At 44.6% G+C, this 14,816-nt stretch carries 20 protein-coding genes; 5 read left to right on the top strand and 15 right to left on the bottom strand.

The window, feature by feature from the left end; all coding sequences use genetic code 11:
- The first annotated feature begins 11 nt into the window (after positions 1 to 11).
- The 5 genes from vscS (at position 12) to R8O10_RS14425 (ending at position 3,947) form a co-directional block, all read left to right on the top strand.
- Positions 12 to 278, top strand: coding sequence for a SctS family type III secretion system export apparatus subunit VscS (vscS, locus tag R8O10_RS14445; protein ID WP_005377227.1), 267 nt, complete (start codon positions 12 to 14; stop codon positions 276 to 278).
- Positions 275 to 1,060: a type III secretion system export apparatus subunit SctT gene (sctT, locus tag R8O10_RS14440; RefSeq protein WP_182039228.1), complete on the top strand. Its 786-nt coding sequence runs from the start codon at positions 275 to 277 to the stop codon at positions 1,058 to 1,060. The genes vscS and sctT overlap by 4 nt, the downstream gene beginning before the upstream one ends.
- 15 nt (positions 1,061 to 1,075) lie before the next feature.
- The gene (vscU, locus tag R8O10_RS14435; protein ID WP_318191504.1) at positions 1,076 to 2,125 is read left to right on the top strand and encodes a SctU family type III secretion system export apparatus subunit VscU; all 1,050 of its coding nucleotides are present in this window, start codon (positions 1,076 to 1,078) and stop codon (positions 2,123 to 2,125) included.
- Between the two features lie 102 nt (positions 2,126 to 2,227).
- On the top strand, positions 2,228 to 2,938 hold the full coding sequence (locus tag R8O10_RS14430; protein ID WP_021707757.1) for a helix-turn-helix domain-containing protein: 711 nt from the start codon (positions 2,228 to 2,230) through the stop codon (positions 2,936 to 2,938).
- A gap of 106 nt (positions 2,939 to 3,044) precedes the next feature.
- Positions 3,045 to 3,947 carry a DMT family transporter gene (locus tag R8O10_RS14425; protein ID WP_373417447.1) on the top strand — a complete coding sequence of 301 codons (903 nt, stop codon included), beginning with the start codon at positions 3,045 to 3,047 and terminating at the stop codon, positions 3,945 to 3,947.
- An 89-nt stretch (positions 3,948 to 4,036) separates the two neighbouring features.
- Here R8O10_RS14425 and R8O10_RS14420 read toward each other — a convergent pair whose 3' ends face one another.
- From R8O10_RS14420 to sctD, 15 genes are all read right to left on the bottom strand, one after another.
- Positions 4,037 to 5,515 (bottom strand): hypothetical protein, encoded by a 1,479-nt coding sequence (locus R8O10_RS14420; protein ID WP_025768120.1) that lies wholly within the window; start codon positions 5,513 to 5,515, stop codon positions 4,037 to 4,039.
- A gap of 9 nt (positions 5,516 to 5,524) precedes the next feature.
- Positions 5,525 to 5,983, bottom strand: coding sequence for a CesT family type III secretion system chaperone (locus tag R8O10_RS14415; protein ID WP_005377211.1), 459 nt, complete (start codon positions 5,981 to 5,983; stop codon positions 5,525 to 5,527).
- Positions 5,984 to 6,213: 230 nt separating this feature from the next.
- Positions 6,214 to 7,191 (bottom strand): type III secretion system effector VopR, encoded by a 978-nt coding sequence (gene vopR, locus R8O10_RS14410; RefSeq protein ID WP_206958220.1) that lies wholly within the window; start codon positions 7,189 to 7,191, stop codon positions 6,214 to 6,216.
- Positions 7,192 to 7,201: 10 nt separating this feature from the next.
- Complete coding sequence (locus tag R8O10_RS14405; protein ID WP_025768119.1) at positions 7,202 to 7,648, bottom strand: type III secretion system chaperone; 447 nt, start codon at positions 7,646 to 7,648, stop codon at positions 7,202 to 7,204.
- Between the two features lie 255 nt (positions 7,649 to 7,903).
- Positions 7,904 to 9,067 (bottom strand): VopS family T3SS effector adenosine monophosphate-protein transferase, encoded by a 1,164-nt coding sequence (locus tag R8O10_RS14400; RefSeq protein WP_318191503.1) that lies wholly within the window; start codon positions 9,065 to 9,067, stop codon positions 7,904 to 7,906.
- 3 nt (positions 9,068 to 9,070) lie between these two features.
- Positions 9,071 to 9,502 (bottom strand): type III secretion system chaperone, encoded by a 432-nt coding sequence (locus R8O10_RS14395; protein ID WP_206970891.1) that lies wholly within the window; start codon positions 9,500 to 9,502, stop codon positions 9,071 to 9,073.
- 185 nt (positions 9,503 to 9,687) lie between these two features.
- On the bottom strand, positions 9,688 to 10,326 hold the full coding sequence (locus R8O10_RS14390; RefSeq protein ID WP_318191502.1) for an HrpE/YscL family type III secretion apparatus protein: 639 nt from the start codon (positions 10,324 to 10,326) through the stop codon (positions 9,688 to 9,690).
- A complete protein-coding gene (gene vscK / locus R8O10_RS14385) occupies positions 10,305 to 10,970 on the bottom strand; it encodes a SctK family type III secretion system sorting platform protein VscK (RefSeq protein ID WP_115386029.1) in 666 nt (221 codons plus the stop codon). The genes R8O10_RS14390 and vscK overlap by 22 nt, the downstream gene beginning before the upstream one ends.
- On the bottom strand, positions 10,963 to 11,709 hold the full coding sequence (gene sctJ / locus R8O10_RS14380) for a type III secretion system inner membrane ring lipoprotein SctJ (protein ID WP_086012989.1): 747 nt from the start codon (positions 11,707 to 11,709) through the stop codon (positions 10,963 to 10,965). Before sctJ ends, vscK begins: the two co-directional genes overlap by 8 nt.
- A complete protein-coding gene (gene sctI, locus R8O10_RS14375) occupies positions 11,709 to 12,053 on the bottom strand; it encodes a type III secretion system inner rod subunit SctI (protein ID WP_005387149.1) in 345 nt (114 codons plus the stop codon). The genes sctJ and sctI overlap by 1 nt, the downstream gene beginning before the upstream one ends.
- 8 nt (positions 12,054 to 12,061) lie before the next feature.
- Positions 12,062 to 12,697 (bottom strand): YopR family T3SS polymerization control protein, encoded by a 636-nt coding sequence (locus R8O10_RS14370; protein WP_025768115.1) that lies wholly within the window; start codon positions 12,695 to 12,697, stop codon positions 12,062 to 12,064.
- On the bottom strand, positions 12,694 to 13,053 hold the full coding sequence (locus R8O10_RS14365) for a YscG family type III secretion system chaperone (RefSeq protein ID WP_005377200.1): 360 nt from the start codon (positions 13,051 to 13,053) through the stop codon (positions 12,694 to 12,696). The genes R8O10_RS14370 and R8O10_RS14365 overlap by 4 nt, the downstream gene beginning before the upstream one ends.
- Positions 13,054 to 13,056: 3 nt before the next feature.
- A complete protein-coding gene (gene sctF, locus R8O10_RS14360) occupies positions 13,057 to 13,305 on the bottom strand; it encodes a type III secretion system needle filament subunit SctF (protein WP_005377199.1) in 249 nt (82 codons plus the stop codon).
- An 18-nt stretch (positions 13,306 to 13,323) separates the two neighbouring features.
- Entirely contained in the window at positions 13,324 to 13,527 is a 204-nt protein-coding gene (locus R8O10_RS14355; protein WP_005377198.1) for an EscE/YscE/SsaE family type III secretion system needle protein co-chaperone, read from the bottom strand.
- A complete protein-coding gene (gene sctD / locus R8O10_RS14350; protein WP_005377197.1) occupies positions 13,514 to 14,815 on the bottom strand; it encodes a type III secretion system inner membrane ring subunit SctD in 1,302 nt (433 codons plus the stop codon). The genes R8O10_RS14355 and sctD overlap by 14 nt, the downstream gene beginning before the upstream one ends.
- Position 14,816 lies beyond the last annotated feature (1 nt).

The raw sequence follows: 14,816 nt of genomic DNA, 5'->3' as shown, positions 1-14,816 counted from the left end.
ACGGAGAAAGTATGCATTCTGCTGAAATCATTCATTTCACGACTCAAGCATTAACCCTAGTGTTGTACTTGTCATTACCGCCGATTTTAGTCGCAGCATTGGTTGGTACATTGGTGTCGCTTATTCAGGCGTTAACTCAGGTCCAAGAACAAACGTTAGGCTTTGTGGTCAAGCTTATCGCGGTCATTATTACACTGTTCGTCACAACGCAATGGCTAGGGGCAGAGCTCCACGCCTTCGCCTCGCTTGCTATGGATAAAATTCCTCAAATACGATGAGTTATCACGACTTACACCAGGTTTTATTTTTGTACAGTCTGACGTTACCTCGGTTAATGGCATGCTTCATCTTTTTGCCTATTTTGAGCAAGCAAATGCTAGGCGGCACCATGGTGAGAAATGGTGTGCTTTGCTCACTCGCGCTGTTTATATTTCCGATGATTAATCAGCAAAGCTTGCCCGCAGAAACCGACGGCATTTGGCTGATAGTGATTTTGGGTAAGGAGGTATTAATTGGGCTATTGATAGGGTTTGTTGCTGCTATCCCCTTTTGGGCGATAGAAGCGGCCGGTTTTCTGGTCGACAACCAACGTGGTGCTGCCATGGCAAGTATGTTTAACCCAACGCTAGGCTCACAATCCACACCAACAGCCGTGTTGCTGACCCAAACGTTGATTACCCTGTTCTTCTCTGGCGGGGGCTTTGTCACTTTTATCTATGCGTTATTCAAAAGCTATACATCTTGGCCGATCGTGGACTTTTTCCCAACCGTTAGCGACGCATGGGTTAGCTTCTTCTACGCGCAATTTGAACAGCTTATGTGTCTTGGTGTGTTGATGTCCGCTCCACTAGTGTTGGCAATGTTTCTTGCTGAGTTTGGTCTGGCGCTTATCAGTCGTTTTGCACCGCAATTGAATGTTTTTTTCCTTGCCATGCCAATAAAAAGTGCCATCGCGAGTGTTTTACTGATCGTGTATCTCGGAATAATGATGGATCACTTTGAAGTACAGTTTTACGGCATTACCCGATTCGCAGAACAACTCAATACCATTTGGCAATAACGCTTAGGATTCTTTATGAGTGCAGAAAAAACTGAGCAACCCACCGCAAAAAAGTTACGCGATGCTCGACAGAAAGGTCAGGTTGCCAAAAGCCAAGAAATCGTATCGTCTGCATTAATTTTGGCGCTCATAATTGTACTGTTTGCGTTCGCCGATTATTACATGTCGCACATCTCAGCGCTTATTCTCCTACCAAGTAAGCTTGCTTATCAGGGTTTCCAAGATGCGCTAGTCGATGTCGCTATCGCCATCGCAAAAGAAATTGCCTATCTACTCGCTCCGATTATTCTGGTTGCTGCACTCGTCGCCATCTTTTCCAATATGGGGCAGTTCGGGTTCCCATTTAGTGGTGAATCCGTTAAACCCGACATCAAAAAGATCAATCCCGTCGAAGGTGCCAAACGCATTTTTTCCCTCAAGAGTGTGATTGAGTTTATCAAGTCGATCCTTAAAGTCTCTCTTCTTTCCTGCATTATCTGGGTGACATTACGCGGTAACATCAACACTTTAATGCAAATTCCAACTTGTGGGCTAGAATGTGTCCCGACCATTACTGGCGTCATGATTAAACAATTAATGATTATCTCTTCGGTAGGCTTCATCGTCATCGCTGCCGCAGATTTTGCGTACCAGAAGTTTGATCACACGAAAAAGCTCAAAATGAGCAAGGACGAAGTGAAGCGCGAATACAAAGAGATGGAAGGCAGTCCAGAAATAAAAAGCAAACGTCGTCAGTTACACCAAGAGCTACAAGCCTCTAATCAACGTGAAAACGTTAAACGTTCTAATGTATTAGTTACAAACCCAACACATATCGCGGTTGGCCTTTATTACAAGAAAGGCGAAACGCCCCTGCCCGTCATCACTTTGATGGAAACCGATGCGGTAGCCAAACGTATGGTCGCAATCGCTAAAGAGGAAGGCGTGCCTGTGATGCAAAAAGTCCCTCTTGCTCGTGCACTATACGCCGACGGTAACGTCGACCAGTACATCCCAAGCGATCTTATTGAGGCAACTGCGGAAGTGCTTCGTTGGTTGGCTTCGTTAGAGTCCGAGGCGGACTAACAAACCACATCCCATTCAAGATCTGGGCTTACAACTGCCCAGCTTTCAACCTCGATACTTTCAACGCTATAATGCGGTATCCTTTAACTGTATGTTGTTTTTATGAAATCTAGCTTAAGCATTCGCTCCTACACGAAACGTATGAGCCGACATACTCATAGTGATTATCATCAACTGGTGCTTCCTCTCCAGGGCAACATACATATTGATATGGATAGCTATGTCGGAAAGGTGGCGGTTGGCGACTGCATAGTCATCCCCAAAAGTTGTGCTCACGGGTTTAATGCCGAAGAGTCATCACGCTTTATTGTTGCGGATATGACCACTTTGCCCACTCATTTGATGGATAATAGTGTGGCTGTGTTTTCGATTAGCCCGCCTCTACTGAGCTTTATCCAGTTTGTCGAAAAGCAACTTGAGTATCAGGTTAATGATGAAATTGAAAACTCAATGGTTGCAACCTTCTATCTGTTGCTGGAGCAGCAAAAGCGGTCTCGCTCCGTGGATTTGCGTATTCGAGATGTACAGGTTGTGATCGCGGAGCAGCTTGATCAGCCACTCACCATTGCCTCATTAGCGAATGCCGCTTGCTTGAGTCCGACGCAGTTTAAAAAGCTTTTTAAAGAGCAGCTAAAAGTGAGCGTCCATAAGTACATTACACTACAACGTATGGAAAAAGCCAAAGCACTACTGACTCATACAGACCTTCCAGTTCAGTTGATAGCTGAACGAGTTGGTTATAGTGACCTTTCCGCGTTTAGTCGACGGTTTTCAATGCATTTTGGTATGTCTCCTAGAGAGTTTTCCCGATAGTCACTAAAATAGTCTTCTGGAACAAGTATTCCGTCTTTTCAGCACAAAAATCTCTATCGCTTTCTTTTATTCTTTCTACCCTAAAACAGCCATTCACTAGGTAGAAATTACAGTGTTAAAAAAACATTTCACCGACTATCAATTAGGAACTTTATCCATACTTTTTGCTTCAACCCTGTGGGGAACGACGGGCACCGCTGCCAGCTTGGCACCGGATGTCAGTGCTCTCGCCATTGGCGCATTTTCTATGGGTATTGGTGGGTTTATGCAAGCATGTCTATCTGCGAAGTCACTGAAGAGAGATTTTCGAAAAGTCGTACATAAGAAGAAAACGTTACTGATTAGTATTATCGCCTTAGCCACCTACCCACTGGCTTTTTATTCATCAATGCGATTCGCTGGTGTGGCTATTGGTACGGTTATTTCTATCTCCACTGCTCCTTTCTTTTCTGCTTTGTTAGAGTGTCTCTTTAGCCGAAATCAGACCATAACCAAGCGCTGGATGATGAGTTTCGCAATCGGGGTCATTGGCATTACCTTGTTGCTGGCTTCTGAGTCATCCGCAAATAGCTTATTTGATCAGGATATGAAGCATTGGGGTGTATTACTTGGCCTATTGGCAGGTTTGACGTACGCCATTTACTCATGGGGAGTAAAGGCTATGATTGACCACGGCATTGAATCGCAAACGGCCATGGGAAGTGTTTTTGGTATTGGTGGAGTTTTGCTTCTACCAACACTTTTCATCACGGGTGATAATCTATTTGCATCGTCAACTAATACGGCGGTCATGCTCTACATGGCCTTGATTCCAATGGGGTTAGGTTACGTCGCTTTTGGGTTTGGGCTACGGTTTGTTACAGCCAGTGGAGCTAGCATACTCACGCTATTTGAACCTGTTATCGCAGCAGCACTAGCAGTTGCGATTGTTGGGGAAGAAATTTCTTTCATTGGTTGGGTTGGTATAACGTTGACACTTGTGTGTTTGTTTCTTCAGTCGAAAAGTTAAATTAAACCGATATTAGCCAGCCCCAAAAAGGAACGCTGACGGTAGATAAAGTAAGGAGCAGCACCTACTCCCTACTTTACCATTTGAAATTACACCCAGCCTTCTGCCAAGTACATCAATCGCAATTGACTTGGTGAGCCTAGTTTTTCTAGCGCATCTAATTGGACGTCACTCAGGTTTGGGCATTTATCAAGATAAACTCGTCCGTTTGCTGCATCTAGGGGGAGCTTGTAGGTGAGCTTTTCGTTTATTTTACTTGCTTCCCCTTTATCAATCGCTCGAACAGCTGGCATGAGCCAATCCCAATCTTCTCCTAACAGTTTTTTAAACGCCCCGTTAGCAATAGACTCGGTTTTACTTGGTGCATCCTCTGGGCTTAGCTTCAAGATAGAGTCTACGTCAGGAACCAAGTGCTCACTTGGCTCTGAACCCAACATCTTTTTCAGTGTTAATCGAGCGGTTTCCATCTCTTGTGCCTCTTTAGGCGCTTGAGGAGAAGTCATTGCAGTATTCTCCTTAGGACCAAGGTACGCCATTAATGCGCGGACAGAAGCCGGATCTTGCATACTGAAGGTAAAGTCTCCTTTGGCATTAGAAACTTCAAGCCTTGGTAAAACACCAGACATCTCACCTTGCATGAGTTGTTCTTTGACTTCTGTATTTAGTCCGTATGCTCCAGCTTGGTTCGCCACAAAACCACCGCCGCTCATGATAGCAGTCGTTGCCGCAGAACCGATTGCCTCTTTTGCTATCGGTGTGACGCCCACCGTTGCTACAGAGCTAACACCGAACGTGCCCAGGCTCCCCGTCGCCATACCTAACGTAGCTCCAATGCCACCTTCAGCCGACAGTATCGCATGACCTTGAGCCAAGGTTTGCTGCATCGGCATAGAAAGACGTTGATCTCGCCCTGGCAGCTGTGAAATTTGTTCTAACTGATGATGGTAAGCCTCAGCATCACCATTTACGGCCGCTTTGTGCAACTCTCTACCTGTAGAAATCAATAAGCCAACGCCAGGTAATGCCAAGTTAATAACGGCGTTCACACCAGAACCTTTTAGCTTTTCTTTGCCCATCTGCAGCAGTTCAGCAGCGAAGCCATCCATTTTTCCTGGATACTGGGCTTCTAAACTCACCTGCATACGCGGATCTTTGCTGATCGCATCAAACGTATTTTTAAGCTGCTGGTACGTATCGCTGCTCACTTTTATTTCATCCAATAGGCTGACAACTTCTAAGATTTTACGCTCAGTAAGTGGCTCACCGCGATAGCCTGAAGGACTCACTAGGGAGTAAGCCAACAGCGCAACCTCAGGTTTTTCTTGCTTAAGTAGCGCCTGCTTTAAATCAAGGTGAGTTTTGATGTTTTCTTGGAAAAACTTAGTGTATTTGCTTCTCAATACGCCTTCGTGAATAGAAGCAAACTTGTGACCTTTGTGGAATGTGGAAGGCTCTTTTACTTCACCTCTTTTGCTGATCACTCGGTCATCTTTTTGCGCAGCAACTGCACGAAACTGTTCTAGATCAGGTACTGGGCTTTGGCTGATTTTTTGTGTTGTATTAACCATTTTTCTCTCCTACACACGAAGTGATTGAACATGAGCTTGTTCATGATTAGAGGTGGTTGGAATCGCTTGATCCAACATTGCGAAACGCGCTTGCCACAGCTCGGCCTGTTCAATAACTTCGTGAAACCAAGCGGTAAGGTTCGTCGTATTTAGATGCTCAACGGGTTTACGTCCTGCTAAGACAAGCTGTCGACCATTTGGAGCTAAAGCAAGTGCGAGGTTGCCACTACCAATTCCTTGATAGTTAGCATGAGCAAGAAGCTCTAAACCTTTTAGTCGTTGTTCACCGGATTTTTCTAACCCTCCGAACGTTACAGACAACATCAAATCATCCGTATCTGTCGCGATGAAATACAACATGTAGCGATCATCGACCAGTAGCTGACAACGTTCATTTTCTTCAAAATTCAGTTCGGGCAACTCATTGAGTTGGCAAAACTCCAAGAGCAGTTGTTGAATCGTGTTCATAACTTTTTCCTTTTGTTTCAATAACTCTATTGAACAACGATTGCAGATTGAACGATGTCGGTAATGGCTTTATTTTTGTCACTTTTTCGCCTTCATTGTGAGGTTTTCCGCAGAAATCTCGCTCTAAAATCGAGTTGCCAGAGTAATAAAAAAGAGCAGCTCAGAGCTGCTCTTTCAATAAAGGTTAGATGCTTAGCATGGTGTATTTGCTCACTTCTTTTGCAGATTGACTAACCCAGTTTATGGCTATCAAAAATGACTTCTGTTGGCGGGAACATATTCGAAACAGGTGGTCGTTGTGCATCTCCAAACATTGGTGCACCGAATGCAGATGTCGCCCACGGGTCAACAATTTTCACATCCTTACTCCACGTTGATGGATCTTTTATGTCGCTCCCCTCTTGTCGACCAACCAATACATAAAGGTGTGTACCTGAATGACCCTTTTTAAACGCAACCACTTCTACTTTGGGTTCACTTTCAGGTGTTCCTGACATGCCTTGAATCATCTCAGCGGCGGCAGCAAAGGCAAATGTAGTACAGCAGCCGGCTTTCGCGGTTTGTACTGCCTTAGCAATGTTCTGTAAAGTGCTTAATTGCGGTGCGGTTCCTCTTTGTGCTGCAGCTTGAACTCCGTTTGCGGACATCGTCGCTCTGTGATCTTGCATGATTCGCGCTTGATCCGCGTGAAGCTCTTTTAGTCGTGGCTTTCCTTTTGTTTCATAAAACTGTGACCCCTTAACACCGAACGTATTTAAGTCCGTACAGGCAAAATCACCAAGCTTTTGAAGGTTGGCTTTATGTTCGTTGATAAGCGCGGCACTCGATGAAGCTTTATTGGTTTTGGAAGATGAGGCTGCCGTTTGTGCAGTGGGCCAATTTGAGCTAGGACCAGACGACAATCTCTCAAGATTTTTCAGGCTCCCAAGCGTTAACTTGTTTTCACCGTTCAACACATTTTTCAGCATGAGCTTCGCAACATCTTTAGGAATACCCTGCTTAGTAAGCAGGTTCACTACAATATCTTTCGCTTTATTCTGGTGGCTAATACGCGCGCTGATACTTTTATTTTTTGGTGCGCCCTCTTTAACAAAAATATCTTTACCGTTGTGTGCTCGAACCTCTTTGTCGTCAGCTTGATTTTGTGTCGCCAAATGTGACGTTAACTGACTCAACGAGTGCATTTGCGATGTATTAATATTGACCATGTGTGATGCCTTAAACTTGAATAAATGCGTGTACGTCTGTTTGGCTAAAATCTACAACCGTGTTGTTTTGAAATAACTGTCCCCAAGTATCAACTAATTCGTTCAACTGAATGATTAAGTTAGCAATGTTGGTGAGTTCACTTCCAGTCGCGATAGCAACTTGAAGAACAACGTCTTTGCGTGTTGGATTCACACAAAACTGCACACCACCTGTTTCTCGATACAAAAAGTTGTATTCAAGTAAAACTTGAAGTTTATCTAGCGTAATATCATCTTGTTCTATAAGCAGGTTTTTGGAAATCAATAACTCGCCTTTTTCCTCTACGAGCAGAACATCGACACTGTTGTTTTCAGCAAAATGCAGTGACCACATTTGATCGTCATACGCTGTCACGCGCTCAAGGTTCAGCACTTCTCCTAGCTCAGAGAGAAGCATATTAATCTTTCCTGTATCCATGTTGTGTCCTGTCTAATTTATTATAACTAAGTGACATCGATATATTTATTTCAGCGAAGCCACTTGGGTATAACGGCTCATTTAAATAAGCGAATAAGGATAAAAGAGATTTTATGGCGAGATAGAAACCGACACTTTATTTCAACGTCTCATTTTTATTGCTATTAGCCGTTTTATTGAGAAGAAAAATTAAGGTTAAGCTGGAAAATAAAAGAGCGGCAATCGCCGCTCCAAAAATTAAATAGAAGTAGAAAATCACTTAATACCGTGAAGGCTATTTTCTGCATCCATAACTAAAGGATTGAACGAGTCGTTACGAAGTTCTGCTATCGCGTATAGCATGCGCCCCATGCGACCATTTCCATCGGTAAAGCCATGGTACCCGATAACTCCGGCGAACAAATGTTTACCTAAGTCTTTATCTTCTACAGGGTTCTCTTTCAAAAAGCCTTCAATGTGCTGCTTTAACATGCCCTCACCGCCAATACTTGACGGCAAAGTGCCACCCGAAATATTTGGCCCTCGGTAATCACGCTCAACATTAGGCACCAATCGAGCGTGTAGCTCTTTTAGGTTTTCCATATTCAATAAGTCTTTACCATTAGACGCGTATTCTTTCAGTAAAGACGTAATATTTTCGGCATCGTTTCCTTTAGAGTTAGAAGCATTAATGATCCACGCCGCAGCTCTTTCAACATTATTGGTTACGCCACTTTTGTTAAACGCATCCTCCGCCAGTCCTTCAGCGTATACACCTTGGCTTAGATCGGTGCTTGCTAGACCTTCGATATGACGTTGCGCCGATTTAAGATGCATCACCTCCATATCAAACACCGCTTGCATTTGATTAATGCTACCTGCCGGGTTTTTCTGCGCTGCAGATACACCACCGCCGTAGTCTTTTACTACACGTCCAGCAAGCGACTTCGCTGCACTTTCGCCAATCAGTGATGCGAGGTTTTTACCAGAATCGGTTTCTAACATTGCCTCTGTCATCGCTCGCTCTGCTAACTGGTTTAGCTCAGCAGAGTTCGACTGAACTGATTTACTGTCTAACTTCGCAAAGGCATTTAAGACATCTGATGCGGTTTTTATGCTTCCATCCTTGAAGAACATTTGTCCATGCTCAACAGAAGAAGCAGCTTGTAAACGCTGAGCTTGTCCTTGCTCATTATCAAATACGGCTTTTGTAAGGGCTTTCGCTACCGATTGTGGGCTACCTTCGCGAAACAGTTTTCCTGTCGCTTCAAAAAATCGCGCTACTGCACCATTCGTAGGATTGGCGCGAGTAAATTCTTGGGTCGCTGCGTTGATTTGGTATTCTTTGCCACCAATACTCAGCTTACCTTCGTTAAGTATCTCGTTACGAGCTTGCGGCATGGCGGCCTGCAACGCGCTAACACTTCCAAAACTGATCATGTTTTAAACCCTTAATGTGGAAAAATGAGTGGTATTCGTTTCCGGTACTTCGGTTGTTTTATTGGTTACTTCTTGTGTATTCGCACTTTTTAACCACTCGATGAAATTCGCAAATGACTCATCGAAAAAAGATACAGTTAGCAGTTGCTGAGGCAGGTGTATGAAACCGATATATCCGGTCTCTTCCTCCCAGCATACCGCTGGAGAGCCTTGCGTTAAGGCATCTTTCATATGTTGATGCAAAATATCAGCACTCGGTTTATCACCTGAAATCAGCCCGATAAGCGTCACACGATCTTCTTGTGCACGAATTGTGATTGCTGTGTTTTGCTCAACGAGTAGATGGCAACAATCATCCTCATCAAAAACCAACGGCTCCAATTGGCAGCGGCTGGCAAAATCCGTCAGTAAAGAAGTTATAAATCCATTAGCCATTCGACTAAATAATCCTATTTTTGTTGTTTTAGAGGCGCTGCTTGGTTGCAACACTTATCAACTAAGCAGCTTTCTTAGGTGTATTCTTAAGGATTTATGGCAGTGAATATTTTAGAAATGGTCGGATTTTTTTTGTTTAAAGGCATTAAAATGAAAAAACTCAGCAAGTGCTGAGTTTTTGAGGTTTATTCATGAATCGTAATTTTACGCTCGCTGAGCTGCTTCACCATGGCTTGCTTTAATGCATGCAGCTGTCCATCAATACTGGCGTCGATGATCCCAACTTCTGTTTCCAAAATGCAGCCTCCATTTTTCAAGCGCGCATCTGCTACCACGTCAACGTAACCGACTTCAGGGAAATCACTTAATACACCAGCCACCTTTTCTCTCACCTCAACAACCTGCTCTGGGTGGACATGTAAAATGACCTGCTTTTGGTTACTCACCAGTTGCAACGCTTCTCGAACTACACTCACCGTGGTATCGACATCATCGAAGGTATCGATGATCTTACGTACTGCTTCTAACACCACATCTGTCATTTTTTCTTCGACTTGCTGATAGTAGTCATTACAACGTGCTAAAGTTTCAACCATCGTTTGCGCATTTTCAATCTTGGCTTGTGCAAGGCCATCTTGATAACCACGTTGTTTTACGGTTTCGTAGGCTTGCTGGGCATTAGCAATGATGCTTTCAGCTTTGGAGTTCGCGGCTTCAACTAAGTGTTGCGAATCCAGATAACTGGCATAATCTTTCGCTTTCAGCACCTTTAAGCCAGGTGCCAGCTGCAAATTGTCTGTTTTTATTTCAACAAATGAAACCATTGAGGAATAACCTGTTTTGCGATTTTTTTTGTGAGTCGATACGCCAGATCTCGTTGATCCGCTTCCAACCAGTTAGCTGTTTCCGCGTTTTCGCTAAGTTGCTTTTCTAATTTGAATTGCCAACGAAGAACAACATCTTCTGGTGAGTTAATCAAAATAAACCTCATCCAAAAATATCCCAGCGCCCTCATGCTTGCTTCAACAGACCTTTCATCCAATAGTTCTGGTAACGAACGCTGCCAGCCTTGCGGCCAGCTGGATAACAGCATCGGCCCGTTTTGAATTAAGAACCGAGCGCCTTCCAAACCAAATACGTTGTTCAGAACCTGTTTAGGATGTTTTAAGACAACGCTTCGCATCGCAACGCAATGCAAAGCTCCACCCACCATCAATACGAGTTGATTCAACGCGTCTGTCGGGAGCAATGCCAAACTATGACAAGGTCTGTTAAAAGCCATCTCAGGAACGGGAGATAACGCCCACTCATTGATACACCATTGGTTGAACATGGGGTTATCTCTCCAGCCTTCGATATTTAGTAACCAAGGCTGCTTTTGCTCTATCCAACTTCTATGGATGTACTGGCAAGGCGCATAGTTAAACTGGTGTTGTACCTGCGCGAGTGGTGTTTCTGGTTTAACCACGCTTCGTGTTCCTACGACACCATGTAAAAGTAGCGATATTCGAGCCGATGAGTGCCGCTACCAAGAACACCAAAATGGCGATAAGATTATTCGCCGTCTCTTTGGTGACCTGAACCGACAAAATGCTTTTAAATTGATTGTTTTGAGTAGCAACTCGAACCTCTGATGAGGGTACCATCACTACGCTGATTCGATCGTAGTTCAACCCCTCAATACTGTTGTTCACTAATAATTTGATCTGCGGAACATATGAATCAAGCGCAATATCTGCCGCGTGTTTAATAAATACGGAGGCAGAAGCTGGAGTTGGACGCTCTCCTGGACGCAGATCTTGATCTTCCAAAACAACATGAACACGTGCCACTAGCACGCCATCAATCTGAGATAAGGTTGAGGAGAGCTCTTGAGATTTCGCGTATACCAAACGTGCTCGTTCTGCTAATGGTGACGAGATCAAATCGTCTTTGGGAAACACTTCTTTCAGTGTGGAAAACTGCTCTCTTGGATAACCTTTTCGCTTTAGCGCGTCTACCGCGAAGGCGATTTGGGAACTGTCTACCATTAACTTGACGGTGTTGTCTTTGTCAGGCTCTTTTGTTGCAACGACACCTTCGGATAGTAAGATCGACAACATCTCATTACCCTCTTTCTGAGTAACGTTTGTGTATAACTCGGTCTGACAACCTACCAGAAACAACGTGAGCATGATGAAAACTGCTCTCATTTTATTCATCATCACTATTGTGCCTTCAATAAGGTTTCTACGTTTTGTGTGGTTTTACCCACGGTTTTCGCGATCAGCTCTTCTTGAAAAGTAATGCGTGTCAGCGCCCACTGCATTTGCAGTAATTGCGCCGGATCATCACCCACCATCTTCATGTTGTCTTGCAGGTTACTTTTCGCGTTATCGATAGTGTTTTTCAACTCGCTGATGTTTTCTAGCAAACCTCCCTCCAGGCCATTACTTGCCTCGGGAACCGACATGGCTTGCTCAAAACGTTCGCTTAAACCGTCTTCGACTTGCGCATCCTGTAACTTATCAATGTTGGTTTGCATCACCTCGGTGTACTGCGTGTTTATCATATGTACTCCTAAGATAAATCTAACTTGTGACTGTGAGTCATGATGTTTTTCACCATCGCATTTTTTTGGATCATGAAGCTAAGTTCATCACGAACCATGTCCAGTGTTGATGCCATATCAGGTAACGACTTCAACTCTGCCCAGCAATGCCATAAGGCTTGTTCTTTCTGGGCACCCAGTGGAAAATGCTGCGCTAGCATTGCTTTTAGTGCTGTTTTATCAGCAGGTGGTTCGGCAATAAGCTGTCCCGAAAAATTCCCTAGTAACTCCTGCTTCAACACCTTTAACAAATCAGATTGTGGCTGCTCGTTGCCTTTTGCACTCTTCGCCTCATGAAAGGCGTACCACATTGCCTCTCGTTTAACTTGAGGGTCGGAAAACGCTTCATTTAACGATGATAAGACACTTTGTTTACTGACAACCTCTGCGTCTTTTAATGATTCGTACCACGCTTTAATCTCCGCCAGTTTCGCTTCTGTTTTCTCTAGCGTCTCTTTTGGAGAAACATGTGAAACTTGCTCTTGCTTGTCACTTCGCTCCATGAGTGCTTTCATCTTGTCTTCATCGCTCCGCTCATAATGGCGCGACTCCGACTGACGCAAAGATTGGTGTTGAAGACTTAGGTTACTTGAATCAATGATCATCCAAGATTCCTAATGTCCTGAGAAAAGCTCGCAGCAAATGCTTGGCTTTCTTCGCTTCCTTGTGACGCAAGTTCTACCCAGCTTTCCGCTTTGCTCAGTAAACCGGCTTTGGCAGAAGCAAGAGCCGCTAAGCTGATCAGATCTGGATAGGCGTTACAAAGTGGTTCGAGTAATTGATGAGCCTCTTCATACAAGCCTTTATTCATGAGGCTCATTGCACGAATCATCGCAACGGTCTCTTCAGAACCTGAGCTTGCTTCAAGGCCATCTGCAATCGTGTTGGCTTCTTGATGACGATGCATACCTGTTGCCATCAGCGCGATTTCAGCCAGCAGTTGGCGCGTTTCTCGTTCCATGCTTTACACCTTCTGGAGAATCGACTGCATCACATCTTTAATCGCACGAGTAGTGGTCGCATTGATATTGTAAACAACAGACCATTTGTTGATCGCGTGCTGAAGCTCGGCAAGCTTTGATGGATCATCGGCATTGGTTTCTAGATTCTTGATGGCTGCCGTCACTTCTGTGTTGGCATCTTTCGCTTGTTGTTCTAACTTAGCTTTAACATCATCAAGGTTTACACTGTTACTAGCATCGTAAAATGACATAAGACTCCCTCGTATTTTTTAGTTAGCTTCGTATGATTCAACGACCGCATGGGCGGCGGTGTAAGCTTCATACTGTTTGAGTAGCAATTGGTACTGCTGTGGTGAGCACCCTAAATCCAACTGACGTTTCACCACCGCTTGTGCTTCTAAGAGCTTGCTCTTAATCTTGTGCACTTCCGCACCGTTTGTGTCGTTATTTAAAATTTGTTCAAGATTTGTCATTGTTCGTCTCGCCTTCATATCCAAGTTCTATTGTTATCACCCGCCCGCCTTTAACCAACTCAATACCAGCAGGTGTAACACTGGATATTCGGTAGCCCTGAGGCGTTCTTGCACCGACCATATAGCGAACGTTATCGGTTAGAATCACATATGGAACCTGGCCAAAGTTAACGCTACGAAACGGGAAATCGATGTTGGTGCCTTTACTCACCTTAGGTATGGATTTCAAAACTAAGTACGGTTTCTCACCATATTGTTCCCGGAAGTCTCGGGTCACACCGTAAAATCGAGTCGTTTCGATATCATCAAGCTCACCACGAACTTCAATGCGATCACCGCTGGTGACCAACTGGACTTTTTTCAGTAGCTCCGCATCCGTCAATAACGCTTTTAGCGTATCCATGTAGGCACCAGCTCGCTGCAGTTCAACCTTCCACGCAATAAGACCCGGCACGTCTCGCTCCAAAATTTGTTCAACTTGGTTCCAGCGGCTGGCATCATCGATATAGCCCGTCAGCAGCAGTGTGCCGGTCTCATCGCCATTTTCGACTTTCACTTGGTGATAGCCGAGGTTGCGCAAAATAAATCGAACCCCGCGACGGATTTCTTCCATCGTTCTTAAGTCACTTTTGTAATTGATGCCCAATACATCAATTCGACCAAGCAGATCGAGTTTCTGTGTTCGGTCTTCAACATAGCCCTCTAAGACTGCTTGGCGTGCGGCGGCATTCCATTCCACGCGAACGTCGCTAAGTTTGAGCTCGCCTAAGATGTTACGTACCAAAACAATGGGTTCTGCTTCTGTAACAATTTCATTGTTGTTTCCGTTAGCTTGGCTGTACCACATACCGGCAAAAATGACACTCGGGACAAAACTACAAAGCAAAGCGATGAGCGTTGTTTTTTTCCAGCTAGAGCGTTGCACAGCAACCACAGGTGTATTCTGTTGGCTAGATTCGTCGCTGACGTTACTCACAATTAACGCATCTTCCGCGTATCCCAGAGCGAACTTCACAACGCCGACCGAGACAACAGCATGGCGTGACAACTCGATACCATCACCTGCAACAGCGATGTCTTCACTGTTAATATTTGCCTCTTCGCAGCCTCGTAAAATGACCGAGTCTTGCTGGCAAACGAGGGTGAAATGGTTCGCTTCGACCCCAGCATCAGACAGTACAAGATCAGCAATAAAGTCGTCACTGCCAAGCACGAGAGCACCTTCAGGTAAGGTGACTTCTACTCCGGTATGCACGCCTGATAAAATACGAATTTTCCATTGCTGCATC

Origin of the sequence: Vibrio sp. 1727 (assembly GCF_033344415.1) — a bacterium.
Taxonomy (GTDB): domain Bacteria; phylum Pseudomonadota; class Gammaproteobacteria; order Enterobacterales; family Vibrionaceae; genus Vibrio; species Vibrio alginolyticus.
The sequence above is the reverse complement of the archived record's forward strand: the minus strand, read 5'-3'. Positions and strand labels throughout refer to the sequence as shown.